At 69.9% G+C, this 21,084-nt stretch carries 22 protein-coding genes, 1 tRNA gene and 1 pseudogene; 8 read left to right on the top strand and 16 right to left on the bottom strand.

All coding sequences use genetic code 11. The annotated features are described in order from the left end of the window. Window positions 1-89: 89 nt before the first annotated feature. From OG912_RS20725 to OG912_RS20715, 3 genes are read right to left on the bottom strand one after another with little or no spacing between them, the layout of a single operon-like run. Window positions 90-992: an SDR family oxidoreductase gene (locus OG912_RS20725; protein WP_327710663.1), complete on the bottom strand. Its 903-nt coding sequence runs from the start codon at window positions 990-992 to the stop codon at window positions 90-92. Beyond that, window positions 989-1,918 (bottom strand): alpha/beta fold hydrolase, encoded by a 930-nt coding sequence (locus OG912_RS20720; protein ID WP_327710662.1) that lies wholly within the window; start codon window positions 1,916-1,918, stop codon window positions 989-991. Before OG912_RS20720 ends, OG912_RS20725 begins: the two co-directional genes overlap by 4 nt. After that, window positions 1,915-3,441 carry a flavin-containing monooxygenase gene (locus OG912_RS20715; RefSeq protein WP_327710661.1) on the bottom strand — a complete coding sequence of 509 codons (1,527 nt, stop codon included), beginning with the start codon at window positions 3,439-3,441 and terminating at the stop codon, window positions 1,915-1,917. The genes OG912_RS20720 and OG912_RS20715 overlap by 4 nt, the downstream gene beginning before the upstream one ends. 194 nt (window positions 3,442-3,635) lie before the next feature. Between OG912_RS20715 and OG912_RS20710 the strand changes: the two genes are divergently transcribed. Next, a complete protein-coding gene (locus OG912_RS20710) occupies window positions 3,636-4,277 on the top strand; it encodes a MerR family transcriptional regulator (protein WP_327713491.1) in 642 nt (213 codons plus the stop codon). Between the two features lie 24 nt (window positions 4,278-4,301). On the opposite strand, the gene OG912_RS20705 is transcribed toward OG912_RS20710, so the two are convergent. Beyond that, the gene (locus tag OG912_RS20705) at window positions 4,302-5,117 is read right to left on the bottom strand and encodes an exodeoxyribonuclease III (protein ID WP_327710660.1); all 816 of its coding nucleotides are present in this window, start codon (window positions 5,115-5,117) and stop codon (window positions 4,302-4,304) included. A gap of 49 nt (window positions 5,118-5,166) precedes the next feature. Between OG912_RS20705 and OG912_RS20700 the strand changes: the two genes are divergently transcribed. Further along, entirely contained in the window at window positions 5,167-5,649 is a 483-nt protein-coding gene (locus OG912_RS20700; RefSeq protein ID WP_326736702.1) for a GNAT family N-acetyltransferase, read from the top strand. On the opposite strand, the gene OG912_RS20695 is transcribed toward OG912_RS20700, so the two are convergent. After that, entirely contained in the window at window positions 5,646-6,491 is an 846-nt protein-coding gene (locus OG912_RS20695; protein ID WP_327710659.1) for an alpha/beta fold hydrolase, read from the bottom strand. The two genes, OG912_RS20700 and OG912_RS20695, sit on opposite strands and share 4 nt — an antisense overlap. Further along, window positions 6,488-7,309, bottom strand: a complete 822-nt coding sequence (locus OG912_RS20690; protein ID WP_327710658.1) for an SAM-dependent methyltransferase — start codon at window positions 7,307-7,309, stop codon at window positions 6,488-6,490. The genes OG912_RS20695 and OG912_RS20690 overlap by 4 nt, the downstream gene beginning before the upstream one ends. Window positions 7,310-7,509: 200 nt before the next feature. Between OG912_RS20690 and OG912_RS20685 the strand changes: the two genes are divergently transcribed. The 4 genes from OG912_RS20685 to OG912_RS20670 all read left to right on the top strand — a co-directional run bounded on the left by OG912_RS20685 (window position 7,510) and on the right by OG912_RS20670 (window position 11,476). Beyond that, on the top strand, window positions 7,510-8,496 hold the full coding sequence (locus tag OG912_RS20685; protein ID WP_327710657.1) for an aldo/keto reductase: 987 nt from the start codon (window positions 7,510-7,512) through the stop codon (window positions 8,494-8,496). A 216-nt stretch (window positions 8,497-8,712) separates the two neighbouring features. Next, window positions 8,713-9,246, top strand: a complete 534-nt coding sequence (locus OG912_RS20680; protein WP_327710656.1) for a hypothetical protein — start codon at window positions 8,713-8,715, stop codon at window positions 9,244-9,246. A gap of 113 nt (window positions 9,247-9,359) precedes the next feature. Then, window positions 9,360-10,226 carry a YwqG family protein gene (locus OG912_RS20675; RefSeq protein WP_327710655.1) on the top strand — a complete coding sequence of 289 codons (867 nt, stop codon included), beginning with the start codon at window positions 9,360-9,362 and terminating at the stop codon, window positions 10,224-10,226. Further along, the gene (locus tag OG912_RS20670) at window positions 10,226-11,476 is read left to right on the top strand and encodes a hypothetical protein (RefSeq protein WP_327710654.1); all 1,251 of its coding nucleotides are present in this window, start codon (window positions 10,226-10,228) and stop codon (window positions 11,474-11,476) included. Before OG912_RS20675 ends, OG912_RS20670 begins: the two co-directional genes overlap by 1 nt. A 94-nt stretch (window positions 11,477-11,570) precedes the next feature. On the opposite strand, the gene OG912_RS20665 is transcribed toward OG912_RS20670, so the two are convergent. The 4 genes and pseudogenes from OG912_RS20665 to OG912_RS20650 form a co-directional block, all read right to left on the bottom strand. Next, the gene (locus OG912_RS20665; protein ID WP_327710653.1) at window positions 11,571-11,990 is read right to left on the bottom strand and encodes a hypothetical protein; all 420 of its coding nucleotides are present in this window, start codon (window positions 11,988-11,990) and stop codon (window positions 11,571-11,573) included. A gap of 211 nt (window positions 11,991-12,201) precedes the next feature. Next, the gene (locus OG912_RS20660; RefSeq protein ID WP_443061098.1) at window positions 12,202-13,527 is read right to left on the bottom strand and encodes a M16 family metallopeptidase; all 1,326 of its coding nucleotides are present in this window, start codon (window positions 13,525-13,527) and stop codon (window positions 12,202-12,204) included. Window positions 13,528-13,830: 303 nt separating this feature from the next. Beyond that, window positions 13,831-14,553, bottom strand: a pseudogene (locus tag OG912_RS20655) (caspase family protein); the annotation flags it as partial. Beyond that, window positions 14,546-15,055 (bottom strand): effector-associated constant component EACC1, encoded by a 510-nt coding sequence (locus OG912_RS20650; RefSeq protein ID WP_327713489.1) that lies wholly within the window; start codon window positions 15,053-15,055, stop codon window positions 14,546-14,548. The gene OG912_RS20650 and the pseudogene OG912_RS20655, both read right to left, overlap by 8 nt. 204 nt (window positions 15,056-15,259) lie before the next feature. Between OG912_RS20650 and OG912_RS20645 the strand changes: the two genes are divergently transcribed. Beyond that, window positions 15,260-15,418: a hypothetical protein gene (locus OG912_RS20645; protein ID WP_327710652.1), complete on the top strand. Its 159-nt coding sequence runs from the start codon at window positions 15,260-15,262 to the stop codon at window positions 15,416-15,418. Beyond that, window positions 15,408-15,737 (top strand): hypothetical protein, encoded by a 330-nt coding sequence (locus OG912_RS20640; protein ID WP_327710651.1) that lies wholly within the window; start codon window positions 15,408-15,410, stop codon window positions 15,735-15,737. Before OG912_RS20645 ends, OG912_RS20640 begins: the two co-directional genes overlap by 11 nt. Before the next feature lie 714 nt (window positions 15,738-16,451). Here the strand turns inward: OG912_RS20640 and OG912_RS20635 are convergent. The 6 genes from OG912_RS20635 to glp form a co-directional block, all read right to left on the bottom strand. Further along, a tRNA-Ala gene (locus OG912_RS20635) sits at window positions 16,452-16,525 on the bottom strand. 98 nt (window positions 16,526-16,623) lie between these two features. Beyond that, window positions 16,624-17,811, bottom strand: a complete 1,188-nt coding sequence (gene sepX, locus OG912_RS20630; RefSeq protein WP_327710650.1) for a divisome protein SepX/GlpR — start codon at window positions 17,809-17,811, stop codon at window positions 16,624-16,626. 163 nt (window positions 17,812-17,974) lie between these two features. After that, a complete protein-coding gene (locus OG912_RS20625; protein WP_326736728.1) occupies window positions 17,975-18,616 on the bottom strand; it encodes a GNAT family N-acetyltransferase in 642 nt (213 codons plus the stop codon). Between the two features lie 17 nt (window positions 18,617-18,633). Beyond that, the gene (locus OG912_RS20620; RefSeq protein ID WP_327710649.1) at window positions 18,634-19,152 is read right to left on the bottom strand and encodes a MogA/MoaB family molybdenum cofactor biosynthesis protein; all 519 of its coding nucleotides are present in this window, start codon (window positions 19,150-19,152) and stop codon (window positions 18,634-18,636) included. Beyond that, complete coding sequence (gene moaC / locus OG912_RS20615; RefSeq protein ID WP_326736730.1) at window positions 19,149-19,649, bottom strand: cyclic pyranopterin monophosphate synthase MoaC; 501 nt, start codon at window positions 19,647-19,649, stop codon at window positions 19,149-19,151. The genes OG912_RS20620 and moaC overlap by 4 nt, the downstream gene beginning before the upstream one ends. Before the next feature lie 122 nt (window positions 19,650-19,771). Beyond that, window positions 19,772-21,082, bottom strand: coding sequence for a molybdotransferase-like divisome protein Glp (gene glp / locus OG912_RS20610; RefSeq protein ID WP_327710648.1), 1,311 nt, complete (start codon window positions 21,080-21,082; stop codon window positions 19,772-19,774). Window positions 21,083-21,084 lie beyond the last annotated feature (2 nt).

Here is a 21,084-nt window from a genome sequence, read left to right as displayed (position 1 = left end):
TGTTCACTCCTATGTGGGGGTGCGTGGGGATGGCCCCGTCGGGGCCTCGACCAGACTTACACGGCAGCACATTCAACGCATTTCGATCACTAACGCTGCGTATCCGACGCCGCCCGCGAAGCCCGTTCGTCCTGGTCAGCCGCACCACCGGCGCCCACGAGCCCCTTGCCGACGCCCTCCAGCCGGGGCCCGAACCGCTTCATCTCCCGCTGGCCCACCGCACCGATCAGGCTCGGCAGGTAGCCGCGCACGGACTGCATCCCGCGCAGCCACCACTGGGCGTACACATGCGGGGAGCGCCGCTCGATGCCGGCCACGATGCGGTCGACGGCCGGGCCCAGCGGGTACGTGCGGTTGGACGGCCACGGCAGCCGCTGGCGCAGCTCGCGCATCACGTCGTCCTCGTCCGCGCCGCGCACCATGTCGGTGTCGGTCCAGGAGAGGTAGCCGACGCCGACCTTCACGCCCCGGTAGCCGACCTCGGCCCGCAGGCTGTGGGCGAACGCCTCGACGCCCGACTTGGACGCGCAGTACGCCGTCATCATCGGGGCCGGGGTGATCGCGGCGAGCGACGCTATCTGGAGGAAGTAGCCGCGGCTCTCCATCAGGATCGGCAGGAACGCCCGGCCGGTCACCGCGCCGCCGATCAGGTTGACCTCGATGACCCGCCGCCAGGCCACCGGGTCGGAGTCGACGAACGGTCCGCCGGAGGCGACGCCCGCGTTGGCGACGACTATGTCGATCTTCCCGAAGCGCTCCTTGACCTCCTGCGCGACCCGGGCCATCGCCTCGTGGTCGGTGACGTCCGCGTGCCAGTGGTCGCTGTCCCCGTGCAGCCGTTCGGAGACCTTCTTCAGCTCGTCCGGCTCCAGGCCGACGAGCGCCAGCTTCGCTCCGCGCGCCGAGAGCTTGCGCGCCAGCAGCTCACCCACGCCGCGTGCCGCGCCCGTGACGACGACGACCTGTCCTTCGAGACTGCGCCTGCCGCTCATGCGACCTCCTCCTTGCTCCCGGCCTTGCCTTCGCCATCTGTCGTACCCCGTACCGGGAGGTACGTGGCCACCAGTTCGCGGATCTTCGCCGTGACAGCCTCCGGGGCCTCGACCGGCGTCATGTGACCCATACCCGCCAGCTCGGTGAGACCGAGGCAGTCGGGCAGCGCCGCCGCGATCGCACGGGCGTGGACGGGCGGCGTCAGCCGGTCGTCCGTACCCGCGATCACCGCGGTGGGCACCCGAAGCTCCCGTACGCCCTCGTCGAGATCGAGGTCCGCGAGCACCTGCCCCCAGGCGACCCGGGCCGCCCGCGGGCAGTCGTGCACGATCCGCGCGCAGGCGTCGACCCGGTCCGGGGCCGAACCCGCCCCCATCGTCCCGTACTTGAGAATGCGGCGGGAGACCGGCGTGACCGGTCCGAGCGGCGCCCGCGCCCCGAGGATGGCACGCGTCATCCGGGTCCGCACGGCGCCGGGCCGCATCGGCACGACGAGCGACTCCGCGATCAGCCGGGAGCTGCCGGTGCTGCACAGCAGGGCGGCGGCCGCGTGTTCACGCAGCCCGGCCCGGCGCGAGGCGGACATGATCGTCATGCCGCCCATGGAGTGCCCGGCCAGTACGGCCTTCTCCCCCGAGGCGAGGGTGGCGGCAAGGACGGCTTCGAGGTCGTCGGCCAGCGCCTCGGTGCCGTATCCGTCGCGCCCCACCGCCGGCGAGGTCCCGTGGCCGCGCTGGTCGTAGGCGACGACGCGGTGGTCCACGGCGAGGTCCCTGATCTGGGCGTCCCAGAAGCGGGTGTTACAGGTCCAGCCGTGGGACAGGACCACCGTGGGGGCGCCGTCCTGTCCGTGCACCTCGACATGGATGCGGGAGCCGTCGGCGGAGACGGCCATCAGCTCCCGTACGGGAAGTTGCCGGCTCATCCCGCCACCTCCTCGGTGACAGCGACGGCCTTCTTCGCGTCGCGCTGCGCGGTGACCCGTACGACCTCGTACTCCGCGATGTCGACGTTCCGCGTGACCTTGCGGAATTCGGCGGTGGTGCCGGGCCAGACGGTGGTGTTGCGGCCGTTTGCGTCCAGGTACCAGCTGTCGCAGCCTCCGGTGTTCCAGACGGTGCGCTTCATGCGCTCCTGGACGCGGCGGTTCCAGGCCCCGACGGACGAGGGGCGCGCGTCGAGGGCGACGCGGCCGCCCAGCACGTCCAACTGGCGCATGTAGTCGGCCATGTAGTTCAGCTGGGCCTCGATCATGAGGATCATGGACGAGTTCCCGAGGCCGGTGTTGGGGCCGATGATCGTCATCCAGTTGGGGAAGCCGGCCGCGCTCGCACCGCGCAGCGCCTGCATGCCGCCCTTCCAGGCCTCGGCGAGCGTGATACCGGCCGCGCCCACCACCCGCTCGGCGATCGGCATGTCGGTGACGTGGAAGCCGGTGCCGAAGATGATCGCGTCGACCTCGGTCTCCGTACCGTCGGACGCCACGACCGTGGAGCCGCGCACCTCGCTCAGACCGGAGGCGACCACGTCCACGTTGGGCTGGGCGAGGGCCGGGTAGTAGGCGCTGGAGAGCAGGATGCGCTTGCAGCCGATGCGGTACGAGGGGGTCAGCTTGGCCCGCAGCGCCGGGTCCTTGATCGACCGGCCCATGTTGGACTTGGCTATCCGCTCGATCAGGCCCAGCTCGTTCGGGTGCTTGGTGAAGGCGCTGACCTGCAACTCCCGTATGCCCCACAGCAGTCCGCGACGCGCGGTGCCGGTGAGGGGGAGCGTGCGGTGCAGCCAGCGCTCGGCGCCGCTGATGGCGCGGTCCATGCGCGGCATGACCCAGGGCGGGGTGCGCTGGAATAGCGTCAGCTTGCCGACCTTCGGCTGGATCGCCGGCACGATCTGGATCGCGGAGGCCCCGGTGCCGATCATCGCGACGCGCTTGCCGGTCAGGTCGGCGTCGTGGTCCCAGCGGGCGGAGTGGAAGACCTTGCCGGGGAAGTCGGCGAGCCCCGGTATGTCGGGCGTCTTCGGGTCGGAGAGCGGGCCGGTCGCGGAGACGACGACGTCGGCGACGACGGTCGTGCCGTTGGCGCTCTCGATGACCCAGTTCAGCGCGTCGTTGTCCCAACGCATCATCGTCACCTCGTGGTTCAGCCTGAGGTGCGGGCGCAGCCCGAAGGTGTCCGCTACGTGCTCCAGGTAGGCGCGGATGTGCTCCTGCCCGGAAAAGGTGCGCGGCCACTCGGGGTTGGGGGCGAACGAGAACGAGTAGAGGTGGGACGGTACGTCGCAGGCGCAGCCCGGATAGCTGTTGTCACGCCAGGTGCCACCGACGGAGTCGGCCCGTTCCAGGATCACGAAATCGGTGATCCCTTCACGACGCAGCCGGACGGCGGCCCCAAGTCCCCCGAATCCGGATCCGATCACCGCCACGCGTACATGCTCGTGCTGGGCCATGCTGCCGCCTCCCGCGATACGTCACACGACTCTGCCAGCAATCACTGGCATTGTTGGGAGAGTAGAGCAGCTTCGTACCGATGGGTAGGGGTCCGGCGAGGGAAAGTTACCGGCGGTACAACATGCGGCCCCGCTCACGGAGAGGCCGGTAGGGTGCGGGGGTGGCAGAAGGACGCGAGCACCGCGAATACCGCATGGAGGAGCTGGCCAAGGAGGCCGGCATCCCCGTCCGGACCCTGCGCTTCTACCGGGAACGCGGCCTGATCTCGCCACCCCGGCGCGAGGGCCGCATCGCCTGGTACGACGACCATCACCTGGCCCGACTGCGCACGATCTCCGGCCTGCTGGAGCGCGGCCACACCCTCACCGGGATCGCCGACCTGGCCCGCACCTTCGACAGCGGCCGGGACGTCGCCGAGGTGCTGGGCCTGGGCGAACCGACCGAGGAGACCCCGGTCCGGCTCACACCCGAGCAACTGGCGGACTACTTCAAGGACGACTCCACGCCGGAGAACCTGGCGACGGCCATGGAGCTGGGCTACCTCGGCACGGACGGCGACGAGATCGTGCACATCAGCCGCCGCCTGCTGGAGGTGTCGGCCGAGCTCGTACGCGAAGGGGTCCCGCTCGCCGAGGTACTCGCCTCCGGCCGCCGGGTCCGCGAGCACGCGGACGCCCTGGCCGACCTCTTCGTCGCCACCCTGCGCGCCCACAGCACGGAGGCCGAACCACCCCAACTGCGCCCGCTGGCCCGCGCGGTGGTGGACGCGGAACTCTCCATGGCCCTGGACCGGCGACTGCGCCGCGACGCGGAGTCGGCGCAGCCGCCGGCCTGACCTCCCCTACTGCGCGTACGTCCCTTACTGCTCGTACGTCACGGTCACCGGGGCGTGGTCGCTCCACCGCTCCTCGTGGGTGGCGGCCCGCTCGACCCACGCCTTCACCGCGCGCGCGGCGAGACCGGGCGTCGCCACCTGGTAGTCGATGCGCCAACCCGTGTCGTTGTCGAAGGCGCGCCCGCGATAGGACCACCACGAGTACGGACCCTCGACGTCCGGGTGCAGGGCGCGCACGACGTCGACGTACGCGGCCTCACCGAAGACCCGGGTCAGCCACTCCCGCTCCTCGGGGAGGAAGCCGGAGTTCTTCTTGTTGCCCTTCCAGTTCTTGAGGTCGGCCTCCTGGTGGGCGATGTTCCAGTCACCGCACACGACGACCTCGCGGCCCTCGGCGGCGGCCCTCGCCTTCAGGCCGGTGAGGTAGGGGAGGAAGGCCGCCATGAAGCGCTCCTTCTCCTCCTGCTTCTCCGTGCCGACCTCGCCGGAGGGGAGGTACAGGCTCGCGACCGTGACGCCCGGCAGGTCGATCTCGACGTACCGGCCGCTGGCGTCGAACTCCTCGCTCCCGGCGACCCCGAACCCGCCGAAGCCGATCTGCACGCGCTCGGGCGCCCGGCGGGAGTAGAGCGAGACCCCGGCCCGGCCCTTGGCGGCGGCAGGGGCATGGACGGTGTGCCAGCCCTCGGGCTCACGCACCTCTTCGGGCAGCTGCTTCGACTCGGCCCGCACTTCCTGGAGGCAGATCACATCGGCGTCGGTCTGCGCCAGCCACTCGACGAAGCCCTTTTTCGCGGCGGCGCGGAGGCCGTTTACATTCACGGTGGTCACAGTGAGCATTCCGGCACGATACCGACCCCACTGTCCGCATACATGTACCATCTACTGCATGCTTATCCAGCCTCGCCCTTACGATCACCCCGACGCCGTCAAACTCAACGATCTCGTGCAGCTCGAATACGCCGAGCGCTACGGGGACGAGGGCGACATCACACCGCTGGACGCCACCATGTTCGACCCGCCGCACGGCCTGTATCTGCTCGCCTACGACGCGACGGACCACCCGGTGGCCACCGGTGGCTGGCGCTCGCAGGAGCGCAACGCCGAGGGCTACTCGGACGGTGACGCCGAGCTCAAGCGGATGTTCGTGATACCCGAGGGCCGAGGTCAGGGCCTGGCCCGCCGCATCCTGGCCGCCCTGGAGGCCGACGCCCGCGCGGCGGGCCGCACCCGCATGGTGCTGGAGACGGGCGACCAGCAGCCCGAGGCGATAGCGCTGTACCTCTCCAGCGGCTACACGCCGTGCGAGAAGTTCGGCCACTACCGCACGTACGACAGCAGCCGCTGCTTCGCGAAGCCGCTCCAGCCCTAGGCGCTGTCCGGTCCTGAAGCGCTGCCCACCCCCGTCAGGAACCGCACCACCGCACCGTTGAACGCCTCCGGCCGCTCCAGACCGGGCAGGTGACCCGCCCCCTCGACCACGACCAGCTCCGCGCCCGGGATCAGCCCGTGCAGAACCCGGGCCTCCGCGACGGGCGTGTAGACGTCGTCCGCGCCGACGACGACGAGGACCGGCACCCCGGCCCCGGCGAGCGAGTCGCGGTAGTCGGGCCGCTCGGCCCGGCCCCGCAATGCGGCCGCCGCCCCCTCGGGAGCGGTGGTGCGCATCATGCCCAGCACCCGCGCGGCGACGTCCGGCAGCCCGGTGACGTTGTACGGGGCCAGCATCTTGTCGATCACCTCGTCCGCGTACCCGCCCATCCCCTCGGCGAGCAGCCGGTCGGCGAGGCGGTTACGGAACGCCTTGCCGTCCTCGGTCTCGGCGACCGGCGACGTGTCGGCCAGGACCAGCGCTGCCACCCGCTCCGGGTACGCGCGGTGGAACTCCATGGCGATCTGGCCGCCCATGGACACCCCGCCGACGACGGCCCGTGCGAGGCCCAGGTGGTCCAGCAGGGCGGCGATGTCGTCGGCGAAGTCCGCGAGCAGCGTGCGGCCCGTGCGGCCGGGGACGACGCCGCTGTCCCCGTACCCCCGCAGATCGGGCACGATCACCCGGTACCCGGCCGCGACCAGCGCGGCGGTCTGCGGCTGCCACATGCTCCGGTTGAACGGGTGCCCGTGGACGAGGACGACGGGCGGCAGCTCCCCGGCCGGCCCAAGGTCGTCGTACACGAGCAGCGTGCCGTCCGCAGCCGTGAACCGGCCGCTCACCGGACCACCCTCCCCACACCCACGTAGAAGCCACTGCGCTCGACGACCGGCGCGGGCTCCTCCCGGTACCACTCGGTCGCGGGGACGAGCCCCGGCCCGACGAGCTCCAGCCCCTCGAAGAACGGCTCGACCTCGGCACGCGTACGCATCCGCAGCGCGATGGCGCCCTTCTTGTACGCCGTCTCGGTCTCCTGCTTCAGCTCCGGGTGCTGGTCGGCGGTGCCGTGCGAGAGGACCAGGTAACTGCCGGTGGGCAGCGCGTCGACCAGGGTGCGGGTGATGCCGTACGGGTCCTGGTCGTCCGGCATGAAGTGCATCAGCGCGATCATCGACAGGGCGATGGGCCGGTCGAAGTCCAGCAGCTGAGCCGCCCGTTCGAGGATCGCCTCCGGCTCCCGCACATCGGCGTGGAGGTAGTCGGTGGCACCTTCCGGCGCACTGACGAGGAGCGCCTCCGCATGGCGCAGGACGATCGGGTCGTTGTCCGCGTAGACGATCCGGGCCGTCGGCGTGATCGCCTGGACGATCTGGTGGAGGTTGGGCTCGGTGGGGATGCCGGTGCCGATGTCCAGGAACTGGTCGATCCCGCCGCGCGCCAGCCAGGCGGAGGCCCGGTGCATGAACGCCCGGTTCCGCGCGGCGTTCCCCCGCGCCTCCTCCGGCAGGGTCTCCGCCACCTGCTGATCCACCGGGTAGTTGTCCTTGCCGCCCAGCAACCAGTCGTAGACGCGGGCCGGGTGCGGCCTGCTCGTGTCGATCCGGGGCTGGGACTGGGACTCGGACCGGGGCCGGGGCTGAGGCTGAGGTATACCTGCCATCACAGGACGCTCCTTGGTGCGGAGAACTTCACGAGCGGGTAAACGCTTTCAGCGTAGGTGACGATGATCGGCACCGGGCTTCCGGCGACCTCTCCGACGCCGCAGACGCCGCCTACGCCCTTGCGTTGAAGCGCACTTCAACAAGCACACTCCCCTTCACGGCCACCGGACGACGGTGACCGGAACCGGAGGGGAACGTCATGAAGTACCGCACCATCGGCACAGATCCCGCCACCCGCCGCGAGGTGAGCGTCCTCGCACTCGGCGCGATGCTCTTCGGGTCGGTCACCGACGAGAAGACCTCGTTCGCGATCCTGGACCACTTCGTCGAGGCCGGCGGCACGTTCATCGACACCTCGGACAACTACGCGTACTGGGTCGAGGGCGGCCTCGGCGGCCAGAGCGAACGGCTGCTCGGCAAGTGGCGGCGCAGCCGCGGTATCGGGGACGAGATCGTCATCGCCACCAAACTGGGCGCCGAACCGCTCGCCCCCGGCACCGGGTTCGTCGACAACGCGGAGGGCCTGTCGGCGAAGGCGGTCCGCGTGGCCGTGGAGCGCAGCCGCGAACGCCTCGGGGTCGAACGGCTCGACCTGCTCTACGCCCACATCGAGGACCGGTCCGTCCCGCTCGCCGAAACGGTCGAAGCGCTCGGGGAGCTGAGCGCGTCCGGCACGGTGGGGCTGCTGGGCGCCAGCAACCACGCGGTCTGGCGGGTGGAACGCGCCCGCGCACTCGCCGCCGCGGCCGGGCTGCCCGGCTACGAGGTCCTCCAGTACCAGCACAGCCACCTGCGCCCCCGCTTCGACGTGCCCAGCCCTCTCTTCGAGGACGGCAGCCTGGGCCACGCCGGACCCGAACTGCTCAGCTACCTGCGCGCCGAACCGGACCTGACCCTGGTCGCGTACTCCCCGCTGCTCGCCGGCGCGTACACCCGCCCGGACAAGCCACTCCCCCAGGACTACGACCACCCGGGCACCCCCGCCCGCCTGGCGGTCCTGCGCGCGGTCGCCGCCGAGACGGGGGCGGGCATCAACCAGGTCGTCCTGGCCTGGCAGATCGGCGGCCGGCTCCCGGTGATCCCGCTGGCCGGGGCGTCTTCGGTGGCCCAGCTGAAGGAGAACCTGGCGGCGGTGGACCTGGAACTGACGGCCGAACAGCGGGCGCGGCTGGACGGGGCGCACTGAGGTGGGGGGCGCGCTTCGTTGCTGCTTGCGCAGAAGGGCCGCCCATACGCGGACGGGCTGCCTACGGACGGGCCCCCTCCGCGACTGATCGAGGCGTGGGGCCGAAGGCTCAGTTCTTCCTCAGGAAACCCCGGCGAACCCCGGAGGCGGCACCGATGGCCCGTAGATTCCACCATGACCTGACCAGTCGACTGGGCCTTTACATCGGGGATTCGAATGCAGAGCTCGACCTGTCCCACGCGACGCGGCCGCGCGCTCGCGTGCGCTTCCGTGGTGTTCCTCGGCCTCGCCGTCGGTTGCACGAGCGAGTCCGACGGACCCGGCGGCCCCGCCGGACCGCACGCCTCGACAAGCAGTCCGGCGACGCCACGACCGAACCCCTCCGGTGCGGAGGCCCACGCCGAGAAGCAGCTCGGAAGGCAGGCGCAGGAAGCGCTCGGCACGGTGGACATCAGCGACGACCCGCGTTTCGTGGAGGCCGGCCTGGAGCGGGTCGGCGACGGCTTTCACAGCGTGCCGGACCTGCCCCGGGGGAAGGCGTTCGACTTGGCGGTCGTCTGCACAGGATCAGGGAAGATCACGCTCTCCATCGCTTCGAAGACCACGGTCCGCCGAACGGTGGACTGCGACGGCGTCCCCTTCCGCCACCCCTTCACCGCCCCCGCCGGCAAGCTCCGCATCGATGCCGGTGCGCTGCCGGGAGCCACGGGAATGGTGGCCTGGCGCGTGGACAGGGCGGCCGCTCAGTAGGCCCGGTGCTTCACCGCTGCTTGGAGGCGTCAACGGCCACAGGCTGAGCTGCTGCGCGCGCTGCTGGAGGGCTGCCGGGGTCTCTGTCAGTGGTGCCGTGGATGATCGGGCGTATGACACGTGGTTCCCGAGATGCCTTTCGCGCTCTCGCCCTGCAGCATCTGTCGCCCGAGGACACCGAGAAGTGGCTCGGCCTGCTTCGCCCTGGTGTGCGCCTTGAGGTGGCAACCGGCTCCGACGACGTGGTGGGCCGGCTCGGTGGCCTTCCGGCTTTGCCGGCTGCCACGGAGTGGCCGGAGTGGGAGGGGCACGGTCCGCACTCCTTCGTCGCCTCGATCGACTGCGCGCGCCTGCCGACGGCCGCGCTGGACATCGATCTGCCCGCCGCGGGAACGCTGCTGTTCTTCTACTTCGACGGGCAGTTGGACGACGGCGATGCTCTCGTTCTGGCCGAGGACCGGGAGAGCTGGGCGGGCGCCCGCGTGCTCCATGTGGCAGCCGACGAGGAGGTGGCGGAGCGTGAAACGCCTGCGGAGCTCAAGCCGTATCCGGTCGTGCCGCTGACCGCTCGGGTGGAGATGACGGCGACCGAGCCCTGGCATCCGTCCGTCCGGGCCGCATTCGTGCCGGATGCCCCGCTGGGAAACCGGTACGACCACCCCGTCTGCTCCCAGGAGTTCCTCGACGCACTGTGGGAGTTCGACGGCGAGGTGGGTCACCGGATCGGCGGCCACGCCCACTCGGTGCAGAACCCGGTCGAGATCGAGATCGCGGAGGCGGTCCTGGACGGCGAGGCATCCTGGGACGACCCGCGGCTGTCCGAGGAGACCGGCAACTGGGTGCTGCTGGCCCAGTTCGACAGCGAGGACGCCGCGGACATGATGTGGGGCGATGCCGGAGCCCTGTACTGGCTGATCCGCCCGGAGGACCTGGCGGAGCGGCGCTTCGAGCGGGCGATGTTCACCTGGCAGTGCGGCTGATGGCCGCGGCACCTCCCGCTTGGGGCGTCCAGTACACGCTGAGCCTGCCGAGTGAGGCCGCCGCCCGCGCCGCTGCGGCTGAGCTGTCCGTGATGGGGCACCGTCTGACGGCAGTGCGCGTCCACGATCACTTCCGGTTCGCGCCGTCGAGCGCCTCGTACGACCGGCCGTCGATGGACCCGGAGCTGGAGGGGTGGTGGCAGGTCTTCTCGCTGGCCGTCTACAGCGGGTACGAGCGGATGGATCTTGAGCCGTTCCTCCGGAGTGAACGGCTTCGGGTCGCCCATGTGGCCCGTACCCACGGCGGCTTTCAGCAGGGATGCGCCGAGGGGCATGCGGCGACTCTCGAAGAGTTCTTCACACGGGACGGCCTGGTCCATGAGCAGGCCGGCGCCGACGTCGCCCTTCCGAGCCCTCTGCCCAGGGATCCCGCACGTCCTCCGGCCGGTCCGCCCTGGAAGCGCAGCGAGATCGGTGAGCCCGCCGCGGTGGTCCAGGCGGTGGTGGCGGTCGCGGAGCGCATGTACGGCAGCGCGGAGGATGCGCCGGATGCCGTGGGGTGGCTGCTCGATGAGGAGTTCGCTTTCGGCGAGCCCTACGGGTCGACGGGTGAGTTCCTCGGCGATCTCGCGGATGCCGTGGCCCACCAGGGCACTTGCACCGATGACACCGTCGACGCCGTCCCGTTCCTCGTGGAACTGCTCCGCGACGAAAGCGTCGCGCCCGGCAGCCGGTTGGTTCTGCTCGGCGACCTGTTGCGGCTTGCTGCTTCGGGGCCGGCGGCAGCGGTCGCCCTTGCCGATCGCATCGCCGCACTCGGGGATGTCCGGGAGGAGCCTGCGACTGAATACCTGACACGACGAGCCATCGGCAGCGAGCTGCCGAGGCTGCTGTCCCGCTGGGAGGAGGAGAGCGCTGCCGCCCGATTCGTTCTCGCCGCCCTCACAGCTCTCTGCGGCCTTCAGGACCAGCGCGCGCTCTCGGCGCCGACCGCCGTGCCCGCTCCAGCAGGCAGCTCCCGCGCCGACGCCGTATCGCTCCTGGCAGCGCTGCTCCACGACGACCGAGAGGGCTTGGCGTCCACACTGGACCGGCTGGCATCCTGGTTGCCCGGCATCGCGGAGAAGGCCGCCGGCCCGAACGTGGATCCTCGGACTCTGGGACTGGCAATCCTTCCGGGCCTCGTTCTCGAAGACGTGACGTCAGGAATCGCAGCAGAGCGTGATCTGCCACAGCCGGCAACAACGTAGCCGTAGACCTGGACCTGGACCTGGACCTAGAGAATGACAAAGCCGACTGCTGCCTCGCCGCCCGGCGCGACGACGGCACAGGTGTCGCGCGTGGCTATGCGCCGCTCGACGGCGATCGGAAGCCGGCCACGATCTCGTGTGCGTACTGATCCTCCGGGCCGAGGTCCTGTGCCGCGCGATGGGCCTCCTGGACCCGATTCGTCTCGCACAACAGCCGAACAAGGACGTAGAGAGCGTCACTGTCGCCCTCTTTCGCACGGCCGCGAAGGGCCGCCTCCATCCCGTGTTCACGAAGCGATCTGTTGAGTCTCCGCCGTGCATGGACATCCGTGAGGGCGAGTTCCGTGAGTTCCGAGAACCGCCCCGCACGGCCGAGCAGATCCATGTGCCAGAGGTGGTTGCTGTGCATGTGGTGATCGGCCGAGTAGCACTCGGCGCGGGCGCTCACGAGCGCGATGGCCGCATCCCAATCGCTGACCTGTTCCGCTGCCCGGGCCCGCTCGAACCACTCCACAGCAGGAGTATCGCGTACCGCCGTCTGTTCACAAGTGGGCCTGACCAGCGGCGCACCGAACCGCTGGAGATCGCTTCCACGTCTGCCCACTGATCGTTCCCCAGCGGAGGCGGCTCAGCAGTCGTAGCGGTGTGCGTACGGCATGTCCGGGCACTCTGGGCAGACGGAGACGAAGAGGTACAGGCCCCTGGAGGGACAGCGCTGGGGAAGCTCAATAGCCTCGGGCCATGGAGGGTTCGTAGGTGACGACGGCCCGGTTGCCTCGGCGCAAATGACGCGCGGCAACGGCACGGACCTCGTCGGCCGAGACGTCGAGGACGTTACCCAACGAACTGAGGGCGAGTTGGGCGTCACCGAAGAGTACGGCGTAGCGGCAGAACTCGTCGGCGCGACCGGCGACGGTTCCCAGTCGGTCCAGCCATTCACGTTCCAGCGTCGCCTGGGCGCGTTCCAGCTCGTCGGGCGACGGGCCTTCAATGGCGAAGCGGTCCATTTCCTCATCGATCGCATTCTCAATGGCGCCGAGTTTCTCGGTGGTGCTGTCGATGGACTTGACGTCCAACCAGCCGAGGGAAGGGGCTCCGGCGAGCCGCATCAATCCGAATCCGGCCGAGGCTGCCAGACCGTCTTGGCGCACGAGGCGATTGTAGAAGCGGCTGGATTCGCCACCACCGAGGATCGTGAGGGCCAAGTCAGCGGCATCACACTCGCGGCTGCCGTCGCGAGGCAGCCGAAACGCCGCCATGAACGCGCTCTGCGACACGTCCGCGACAACGTGCTCGCGCCGCTCACCCATCATGATCTCTTCCGTGATGCCACTGGCGGGAAGGGCGGGCAAAGCATAGTTGGCAGGAATGGATCCAAAATACTTGTCGACCCAGGCCAGGGTCCGCTCCGGATCGATGTCGCCGACAACTGCCATCACGGTGTTGTTCGGCGTGTAGTAGGTACGGAAGAACTCTTGAGCCTCTTTCAGTGTGACTTTGTCGCGATCGGAATTCGATCCGATAGGAACGTGATGATAAGAGCTACCGTCCGGGTACACCATGGCGACGAGTCGCTCGAATACGTTGCCGTACTGGACGGCGTCATACCTTTGGCGACGCTCATTCTTTACGATGTCGCCGCAGTTTTGCATATCGTAATTACTCATCGCAGTGAGCAGTGAACCCATGCGATCGGCCTCCAGCCAGAGCACGAGCTCCAGATGGTGAGCAGGTACGGTCTGGAAATAGTTGGCACGCTCGAAGCTGGTGGAGCCATTGAGCGACCCACCACAGCGCTGCACCAGATTGAAGTGGTCATTGCCTTCGACCTGAGCGGATCCCTGGAACATCAGCATGCAGAAGAGGTGCGCGAGGCCACTGCGCCCAGGAGGATCATGACGGGAGCCGGCGTCGTACCAGACGTTCACGGCGGCGACGGGGACATTGTGGTCTTCGGAGAGCACAACTCTCAGACCATTGGCCAGCCGGTGCTCCGAAAGGTCGAAACCCGCGAAAGTGGATGCGGAACGAACAGCGGCCTGCCTCAGCAGGGTCGCGGCAGCTCGCTGACGGGCTGACTGGGCTTCGTCCTGCGCGGCAGCGGCTTCAACCAGCCGTCTCTCTGCGACCCGGAGACGTTCGGCCTCCGGGCCCGTTCGGTTACGGTGCCCCGCCGACTGCAGTCCTTCCACTTGGCGGGCCCACGCACGCACTTCCGCCCACAGGGCGGCTTCCCGGGCCTCGGTGTCGGCGACCCTTCTCTGTAACCGGGCGATTTCCGCATCGGGGTCGGCGATCGACTCCGGCGGCGCGGCGTTGCGGGCGAACACGAAGTTCCGGGCAGCGTCGATGCTGCGCTGCTGTGGGATCGGTCGCCCGTCGCGAGCCAGGTTGTCGTGCAGCCAGGTGAACAACGAGTGCAGCTTCAGCTCGACGGGCTGGCCCGGAATACCGGACTCGACCAAGTCGGCCAAGTACTTGGTGAAGTAGGTCTCCGGCTTCGGCAGTTGAGGGTCGGTCTCGAACCATGCCGTGGCATCGGCGCTGCTGGCGGTCATGGTGTAGGCCCCGGCCCTCGCAGCGGCCTGCGACAGCATGTGTTCGTCCGGCCCGGCGAGTGTGTGGTCGGGGTCGCCCGTGACGATGCCGGAGAAGCAACAGTCGAGGATGACCACCTTCGTGGTGGCGCGACTCCGGCGAAGGACGCGGCGGATGGCAGCAAAGGGCAGGCTGGTGGCCGCCCGGCGGTGCGGCTCCGTCCGAGAATCCACAAGCCCCAGACACAACTGGTCCTCGTCATCCATCTGCCCGTGCCCGACGTAATAGAACAGTGCCACGTCGGTGGCATCCTCGAAGAGCTCGAACATCTGGTCGGCGAGATCGCCGGGGCCGCGCTCGTTGGACAGCAGGGTCACCTGCTCCTCGGGCCATCCGCACCACGGACCGGTGAGCAGACCGTGCATGCGATCCAGACTGTGTCGTGCGGCATCGACCGAGGTGAGGTGGGAGTAGTCCCACGTACCCATCAACACAGCTCGTGAACGCGAGAAGTCGAATCCTAATGACCGGTCAGTCATCGAGGAGTCGCTCCAGTATCGGCATGATCTCCTCGACATTCTTGGCATCGACGGTCAGCTTCTTGCCGCGCACCTCGACGGTGACGGCCACGTCGCTCCGCTTGGCCCGCAGGTACTGTGGCAACACCCTGATCGCGGCGACGAGTCCGGTGCTTCCGGCTACCACGCTCAGCGTGTCGAAGGCTCCCTGCTCGCCCGAACCCGGGGTGCCGGCCTCCTGGTGAACTTCCACTCCCGGAGTCAGCGTCAACCACTTTCGCAGCGAGCTCAACTCACTCTGAGGGTGCACAGCCAACTTGACCCCGTGCGTTGCCTCTTTGCCCACGTTGCCCCCTGTGTGACGTGACGTCTTCTCTTGGTCCAGAGTATCGGTGCCATGCACAATGGACTGGATCTCTGCCCTACTGCGTCTCACCAACTCGGCGACCACACGCACATGTTCGGCAGTCCGAACGGCCCAGGCCCTTGAACCGGCAGCTCCTTCCTCTGTACCGAGACGCATCATGGCGGCGGCGCAGGAGGCGGGGGATGGTCAGCATGGCGCTCAGACGGGCCCCTTGGGGGACCTACACACCATGGCGCAAGCGGGCAGTGCGGTTGAGGCAGCTGCAGCAGTCGGTGTGCCGAACTGGAGATCGCTTCCCGGCACGGCAGTGATCGTTCCCCACTTATTGGGCAGCAACGGAGCCCGTAATCCCGCGCCCGAGTGACCCCGAAGCGGGAGATCCTCTCCGAGATGGGCATCCACGTACCACGCAAGATCGGCAACGGGGGCATCGATCCGCTCCTTGAATACGATGCTCCCGAGCTCACCCCCGAGCAGATCGCGAACTTCGTCGAGGAGGCACACCGGCGTGTTGGATAACGTGCCGGAGAAGGCGGCCCTGAGCATCGAATCCATCGAGTCCGTGGCACCGGGCGTTACCGGCACGTCGGACGACGTGGCCGTGTGTGTGGTCCGCTGCGTTGAGGGGACGGCACGGCTGGGCATGGAGTTCCAGCACCCGGGTCCCGCAGCCGGCCCGGGCACGGCCGCGCCAGGGTTCTTGCTGACCGCCATTGAGTGGTACGGGAAGCAGGTCGAGCAATTGGACACCGTTCACTCCGGCAAGGTGACGCTCACAGGAACCGGAGTGGAGACGCTGGCCAAGCGCGATGTCCTGAACTCGGCACCGCGACACTGAATGCCCCCGTCGGCCCGGCCGTCGAAAACCTCGCCCCGCCCGAGGGGTGGCGGGGCGGTCATCGGCCCGCCGACGGGTGCTGCAAACACTGCCCAGTCCGGCCCGCGTCGTGTCGCACCTCGCAGAGGTCACCACGGCCGAGCCCACCTCGGTGAGGGCCACGGCACGGCCGATACGGTCCTTCCCATGCAGCGCCTGGGCCCCTGAAGAAGGGCTCATCTGCCACTTCCCCCTCGCCCCGCACCGGCATCCTCCTTCGGGCCCACACCGGGGACGGATCCCGGACACTCTTCCGCATGGACGTCACCGCCCAACGGGCCGACTGACACCAAACCGAGTGCAGTAACGGAAGTCGCCACCTCTCCGTGACGTGAGGGCCGGTCGATGAACAGCCGCAGCAGGACCGAGGGGATCAGTTGTCCAATCTTTAGGACAGTCCTCGACGCGGCCGGGCTGCCGCCGCCCCGAGGGCCGGAGATCCGCGAGACCGTCTGAGCCCCCAGCAGTACGGGCCGGGATCACGCACGCCCGCCCAGAAACGCCCCACGCACCCGAACCACCCCGAAAGAGCAGGTCGACGACCGCCTCCGGCACCGATCGCGTTCGGATCACTCCTCGAACAACCCCCGGAAACGCCAAGATCCCGCCCGATCAATCAGATCGGACGGGATCTTGTGAACTGTTCTTGAGCTGACTCAAGAACAGTCGTGCAGGTGGACCTGTGGGGATTTGAACCCCAGACCCCCTCGATGCGAACGAGGTGCGCTACCAGACTGCGCCACAGGCCCTTGCAACGAGTGAAACTTTAGCACCCCGACCGGGGTGCTCGGTAATCCGTTCCGCGCTGGTCAGCCGAGTCGCCGTCGCAGTGGGCGGGGCGGGCGTCTCACTCGTTGGCCGCGCGGGGGCGGTCGTCCTCGTCGTACTGGTCGAAGAGCGGCGTCCGGCCCCGTTCGCGGGCGCGGCGGGACTGGGCGGAGCGCTGGCGGGGCGCCGGGTCCACCGGCGTGGCCGCGGTCTGCGGGGTGGCCGACGGGGTGGGCTCGGCGGTGCTGGAGCGGGCGGCGCTCCAGGTCTCCGGGTTGCCGACCTCGATGCCACCCGTGGCGCGCGGGGCGACCGGGGCGGTGACGTAGGTCGGCAGCGGTACGGGGACGGGCTCCCAGCTGTCGCCCTGGACCCGGCCACGCTCGCGCTGCTGGTCGACCCATTCCGCGTGGTCCGTCTGCTCGACCAGGGCGCGGCGGCCCGCCTCCTGTGGCGAGACCGTGGGGGTGGGTTCGGGCGCGGGGTGACGGGCTTCGGGGTCCTCGTCGGACTCGGCGGGGGCCGTCGCGGCCGGCTGGTGGCGGCGGGGGCGGCTCTCGCGGAGCCGCTGGGCCGCGACCTCCGCACGGCGCCGGTCCATGGTGAAGGCGAACCTGCGCCGCTCCTGGGCGCGCAGATGCACGATGTACGTGCTCAGCAGCACCGCGGGAACCGCGGGAGCCCAGAGAAGGCGGAGGCCGCCGACCGCGGCGACGACCGCGCCGAGCGTGAAGCCGAGGAAGAGGACGACGGTGGTACGCCGACGGCGCGCGAGGACCTGCAGGCGCTGCGCACGCCGGGCGCGCTCCGCGTCGATTCCGCCGGGGCGCGGACGCCGGGCGGGTACGGAGGCGGGTGCGGAGGCGGATTCGGAGGAATCGGTGGGGGGCGCGGGCCGTTCGCGGGCCGCGCGCTTCTGCGCCGCGCGCTCCTGGGCGGAGAGCTCCGGCGTACGAGCCGGGTCGTGCACCCGGGCCTCGGTGTGCGCCGGAGGCGCGGAAAAGGCCCGGACGTCGACGGAATCCATTCGGTCCGTGACTGAGTCCGGGTCGGCGTCGGGCGCCGCCTCCTCATCGGTGCGCTCCCGCAGCTCCTTGGCGTACCGGCGCTCCATCGCCGCCCGTCCGGACAGCAGCCGGATGGCGGTGCTGAAGCGTTCCGTCGGACGGGCTTCGTTGAGCTCGTCCTGCCTGCGGAGCCACATCGGTACCAAGTAGGCGGCCCAGGCCCCGACAATGACTGCGTAGATCAGGCCGCTGCTGCTCACATCTCACACCGTAGAGGGGTTTGCGTGGAGGCATCCGCCAATTGGCGCGGTGTGTCGCACGATCTGGCTGATATCACGGACTTTTTTTGTGATTGTTCGGATCAACAGTCGGCTTGCACGCGCTCGTTAGCAGTCATCGCCCGATCAATTTCGAACACACATTTCATTTCGCGCGAAACTCCGGACGCTGCGGAGGCTCCGGAGGCCTCGGAGGCTGCGGACGTGCTCGGTGCCACCTCCTGAGCAGCCCGTCGGGCACCTCCTCCGCGGTGAGCGCGTAGATCAGATGGTCCCGCCAGGCGCCGTCGATGTGGAGATAGCGAGGCCGGAGCCCTTCCTCCCGGAATCCGAGTTTCTCCACGACCCGTCGGCTGGGCCCGTTCTCCGGGCGAATGCACACCTCGATGCGGTGCAGTCCGACCGCGCGGAAACAATGGTCGACGGCGAGGGCGACCGCGGTCGGCATCACCCCCCGGCCCGCCACCTCCTGGTCCACCCAGTAGCCGACGTGGCCCGAGCACATCGAGCCCCAGGTGATCCCGGCCACGGTCAGCTGACCGACCAGCCGGCCCTCGTACTCGATGGCGAACGGCAGCATCCGGCCCGCGTTGGCCTCGGCGCGCAGATGACGGACCATCTGGCGGTACGTGGGGCGTTGCGCCACCGGCCCGCCGGGGGCGGGTGGCGGCACGGTCGCTTCCCAGGGGCGCAGCCAGTCCCGGTTGCGCCGGTTGACTTCGCGCCACATGCGCTGGTCGCGCACCTTTATCGGCCGGAGGGCTACGTCGCCGTCCACCAGGATCACCGGCCAGGTCGGGACGTTCAGCTCGGGCTCCCCGGTCGGGGGTGATCGCCGCCGCGGAGCTGCTCGACGGCGTGCACCAGGAGTCGGTTCAGGACCGCGAGCCCGTCACGCACCCCGCCGGTGGAGCCGGGCAGATTGACGATGAGCGTACGGCCGGCCACACCCGCCAGACCGCGCGAGAGCGCGGCCGTGGGGACCTTGTCCCGGCCCTCGGCCCGGATCGCCTCGGGGATGCCGGGGACCTCGTGGTCCAGGATGCGGCGGGTGGCCTCGGGGGTGCGGTCGGTGGGTGAGATGCCCGTACCGCCGGTGGTCACGATGACGTCGTACGCGGAGGCCACTCCGGCCCGCAGGGCCTGCTCGACCGGGTCGCCGTCGGCGACGACCTGCGGGCCGTCGACGGTGAAGCCGAGTGCGGCCAGTGCCTCGGCGATCAGGGGGCCGCCCTTGTCGGCGTAGACCCCGGCGGAGGCCCGGTTCGACGCGGTCACCACGAGGGCGCGGTAGCCGGCGGAAGGTGCCTGCGGGGCGCTCATGCGTCCGCCCCGCCGGGCGCGTTGCGCCGGTAGTCGCCGGACTTGCCGCCCGACTTCGCCTCGACCCGGATGTCCGTGATGACCGCGGCCTTGTCGACGGCCTTGATCATGTCGACGACGGTGAGTGCGGCGACCGAGACCGCGGTCAGGGCCTCCATCTCCACACCGGTGCGGTCCGTCGTCCTCACGGTGGCCGTGATCTCCACCGCGTCGTCGGCCACGGCCAGGTCGACCGTGACTCCGGAGACGGCGAGGGGGTGGCAGAGGGGGATGAGGTCCGGGGTGCGCTTGGCACCCATGATCCCGGCGATGCGCGCGGTGGCGAGGGCGTCGCCCTTGGGGACCCCCTCGCCCCGGAGCAGCTCGATGACACGCGGCGAGACGAGGACCCGGCCGCTGGCGCGGGCGACGCGGGCGGTGACGTCCTTCGCGGAGACGTCGACCATGCGGGCGGCGCCCGCCTCGTCGATGTGCGTCAGCCTGTTCTGCGTACTCAACTAACTCCGCCTAGCGGTAGGGCGCCGGTTGCCCCGGTGCTGCACCGGGGTGCAGGTCCGGGGTCCGGGGGGTGTCCCCCGGAAGGCACAGCGGCAGATACCGTACCGCCACCGGGCGCCGGTCAGCGGAGCAGGATCACCTCGGTGTCGGCGCCGGGCTCGGCGGAGGTGACGTCCTCGGGCAGCACGATCAGCGCGTCCGCCTGGGCGAGCGCGGCGATCAGATGCGAACCGGAACCGCCGACCGGGGTGACGGTGCCCTCCTGGGCGTCGTACGTACCGCGCAGGAACTGCCGCCTGCCGGCCGGTGAGGACAGGGCCTTGTCGGTGACCAGCGAGGCTCTGACGGTCGGGCGGTTCACGTCCGGCAGGCCCATCAGGGTGCGGATCGCGGGCCGTACGAACAGCTCGAAGGACACGTAGCTGGAGACCGGGTTGCCGGGCAGCGCCAGCAGCGGGGTGTGGTCGGGGCCGATGGAGCCGAAGCCCTGCGGCTTGCCGGGCTGCATGGCGAGCTTGCGGAAGTCGACGCCGCCGCCCGGCTCGTCCTCGTCGCCGGACGGGGACAGGGCCTCCTTGACGACGTCGTACGCGCCCACGCTGACGCCGCCCGTGGTGACGACGATGTCGGCCCGGATCAGCTGGTCCTCGATCGTGGCCCGCAGCGTCTCGGCGTCGTCGGACACGGCACCGACCCGGTAGGCGATCGCTCCGGCCTCGCGTGCGGCGGCCGTCAGCGCGAAGCTGTTCGAGTCGTAGATCTGGCCGCCGGTCAGTTCCTCGCCGGGCTGGACCAGTTCGCTGCCGGTGGAGATGACGACGACGCGCGGCCGGGGCCGCACCTTCACCGTCGAGCGGCCGATCGCGGCGAGCAGGCCGATCTGCGGCGGCCCCACCACGGAACCGGCGCGCAGCGCCAGATCGCCCGGCCGCACGTCGCTCCCGCGGGCCCGGACATGGGCACGGGCCTCGGCCGGGCGGTGGACGCGGACCTCGCCGCGCGCGCCCTCGGGGGCATCACTGTGGGCGCGCATCGTGGCGGCGGGCCCCTCGCCCGTACCGCCGTCGGTCCACTCGACCGGGACCACCGCCTCGGCACCGGCCGGAAGCGGGGCGCCCGTCATGATGCGGGCGGCCTCGCCCGGCCCCACGCGCTGGTCGCCGAGCAGGCCGGCGTCGCCCGCCGCGACGTCCCCGATAACGGTGAGGACGGCGGGGAACTCCTCGGTGGCGCCCGCCACATCGGCGACGCGGACCGCGTAACCGTCCATCGAGCTGTTGTCGAAGGGCGGCAGGGCGATCTCCACCACGACGTCCTCGACCAGGACGCAGCCCTGCGCCTCGGGCAGTTGCAGCTCGATGGGTTCGAGCGGCCTCACCGCGGCGAGGATGTCTTCCAGGTGCTCGTCCACCGACCAGATCGTGCTGCTCAAGG

The sequence above is a fragment of the Streptomyces sp. NBC_00464 genome, from assembly GCF_036013915.1.
Classification (GTDB): Bacteria; Actinomycetota; Actinomycetes; order Streptomycetales; family Streptomycetaceae; genus Streptomyces.
This window is presented reverse-complemented; position numbering and strand designations above follow the sequence as displayed.

Bases quoted from the DNA above. Each gene is read 5' to 3' on its own strand.
- OG912_RS20725 (WP_327710663.1), bottom strand. From the start codon at position 992: ATGAGCGGCAGGCGCAGTCTCGAAGGACAGGTCGTCGTCGTCACGGGC.
- OG912_RS20720 (WP_327710662.1), bottom strand. From the start codon at position 1,918: ATGAGCCGGCAACTTCCCGTACGGGAGCTGATGGCCGTCTCCGCCGAC.
- OG912_RS20715 (WP_327710661.1), bottom strand. From the start codon at position 3,441: ATGGCCCAGCACGAGCATGTACGCGTGGCGGTGATCGGATCCGGATTC.
- OG912_RS20710 (WP_327713491.1), top strand. From the start codon at position 3,636: ATGGAGGAGCTGGCCAAGGAGGCCGGCATCCCCGTCCGGACCCTGCGC.
- OG912_RS20705 (WP_327710660.1), bottom strand. From the start codon at position 5,117: ATGCTCACTGTGACCACCGTGAATGTAAACGGCCTCCGCGCCGCCGCG.
- OG912_RS20700 (WP_326736702.1), top strand. From the start codon at position 5,167: ATGCTTATCCAGCCTCGCCCTTACGATCACCCCGACGCCGTCAAACTC.
- OG912_RS20690 (WP_327710658.1), bottom strand. From the start codon at position 7,309: ATGGCAGGTATACCTCAGCCTCAGCCCCGGCCCCGGTCCGAGTCCCAG.
- OG912_RS20685 (WP_327710657.1), top strand. From the start codon at position 7,510: ATGAAGTACCGCACCATCGGCACAGATCCCGCCACCCGCCGCGAGGTG.
- OG912_RS20680 (WP_327710656.1), top strand. From the start codon at position 8,713: ATGCAGAGCTCGACCTGTCCCACGCGACGCGGCCGCGCGCTCGCGTGC.
- OG912_RS20675 (WP_327710655.1), top strand. From the start codon at position 9,360: ATGACACGTGGTTCCCGAGATGCCTTTCGCGCTCTCGCCCTGCAGCAT.
- OG912_RS20670 (WP_327710654.1), top strand. From the start codon at position 10,226: ATGGCCGCGGCACCTCCCGCTTGGGGCGTCCAGTACACGCTGAGCCTG.
- OG912_RS20650 (WP_327713489.1), bottom strand. From the start codon at position 15,055: ATGCGTCTCGGTACAGAGGAAGGAGCTGCCGGTTCAAGGGCCTGGGCC.
- OG912_RS20620 (WP_327710649.1), bottom strand. From the start codon at position 19,152: ATGAGCGCCCCGCAGGCACCTTCCGCCGGCTACCGCGCCCTCGTGGTG.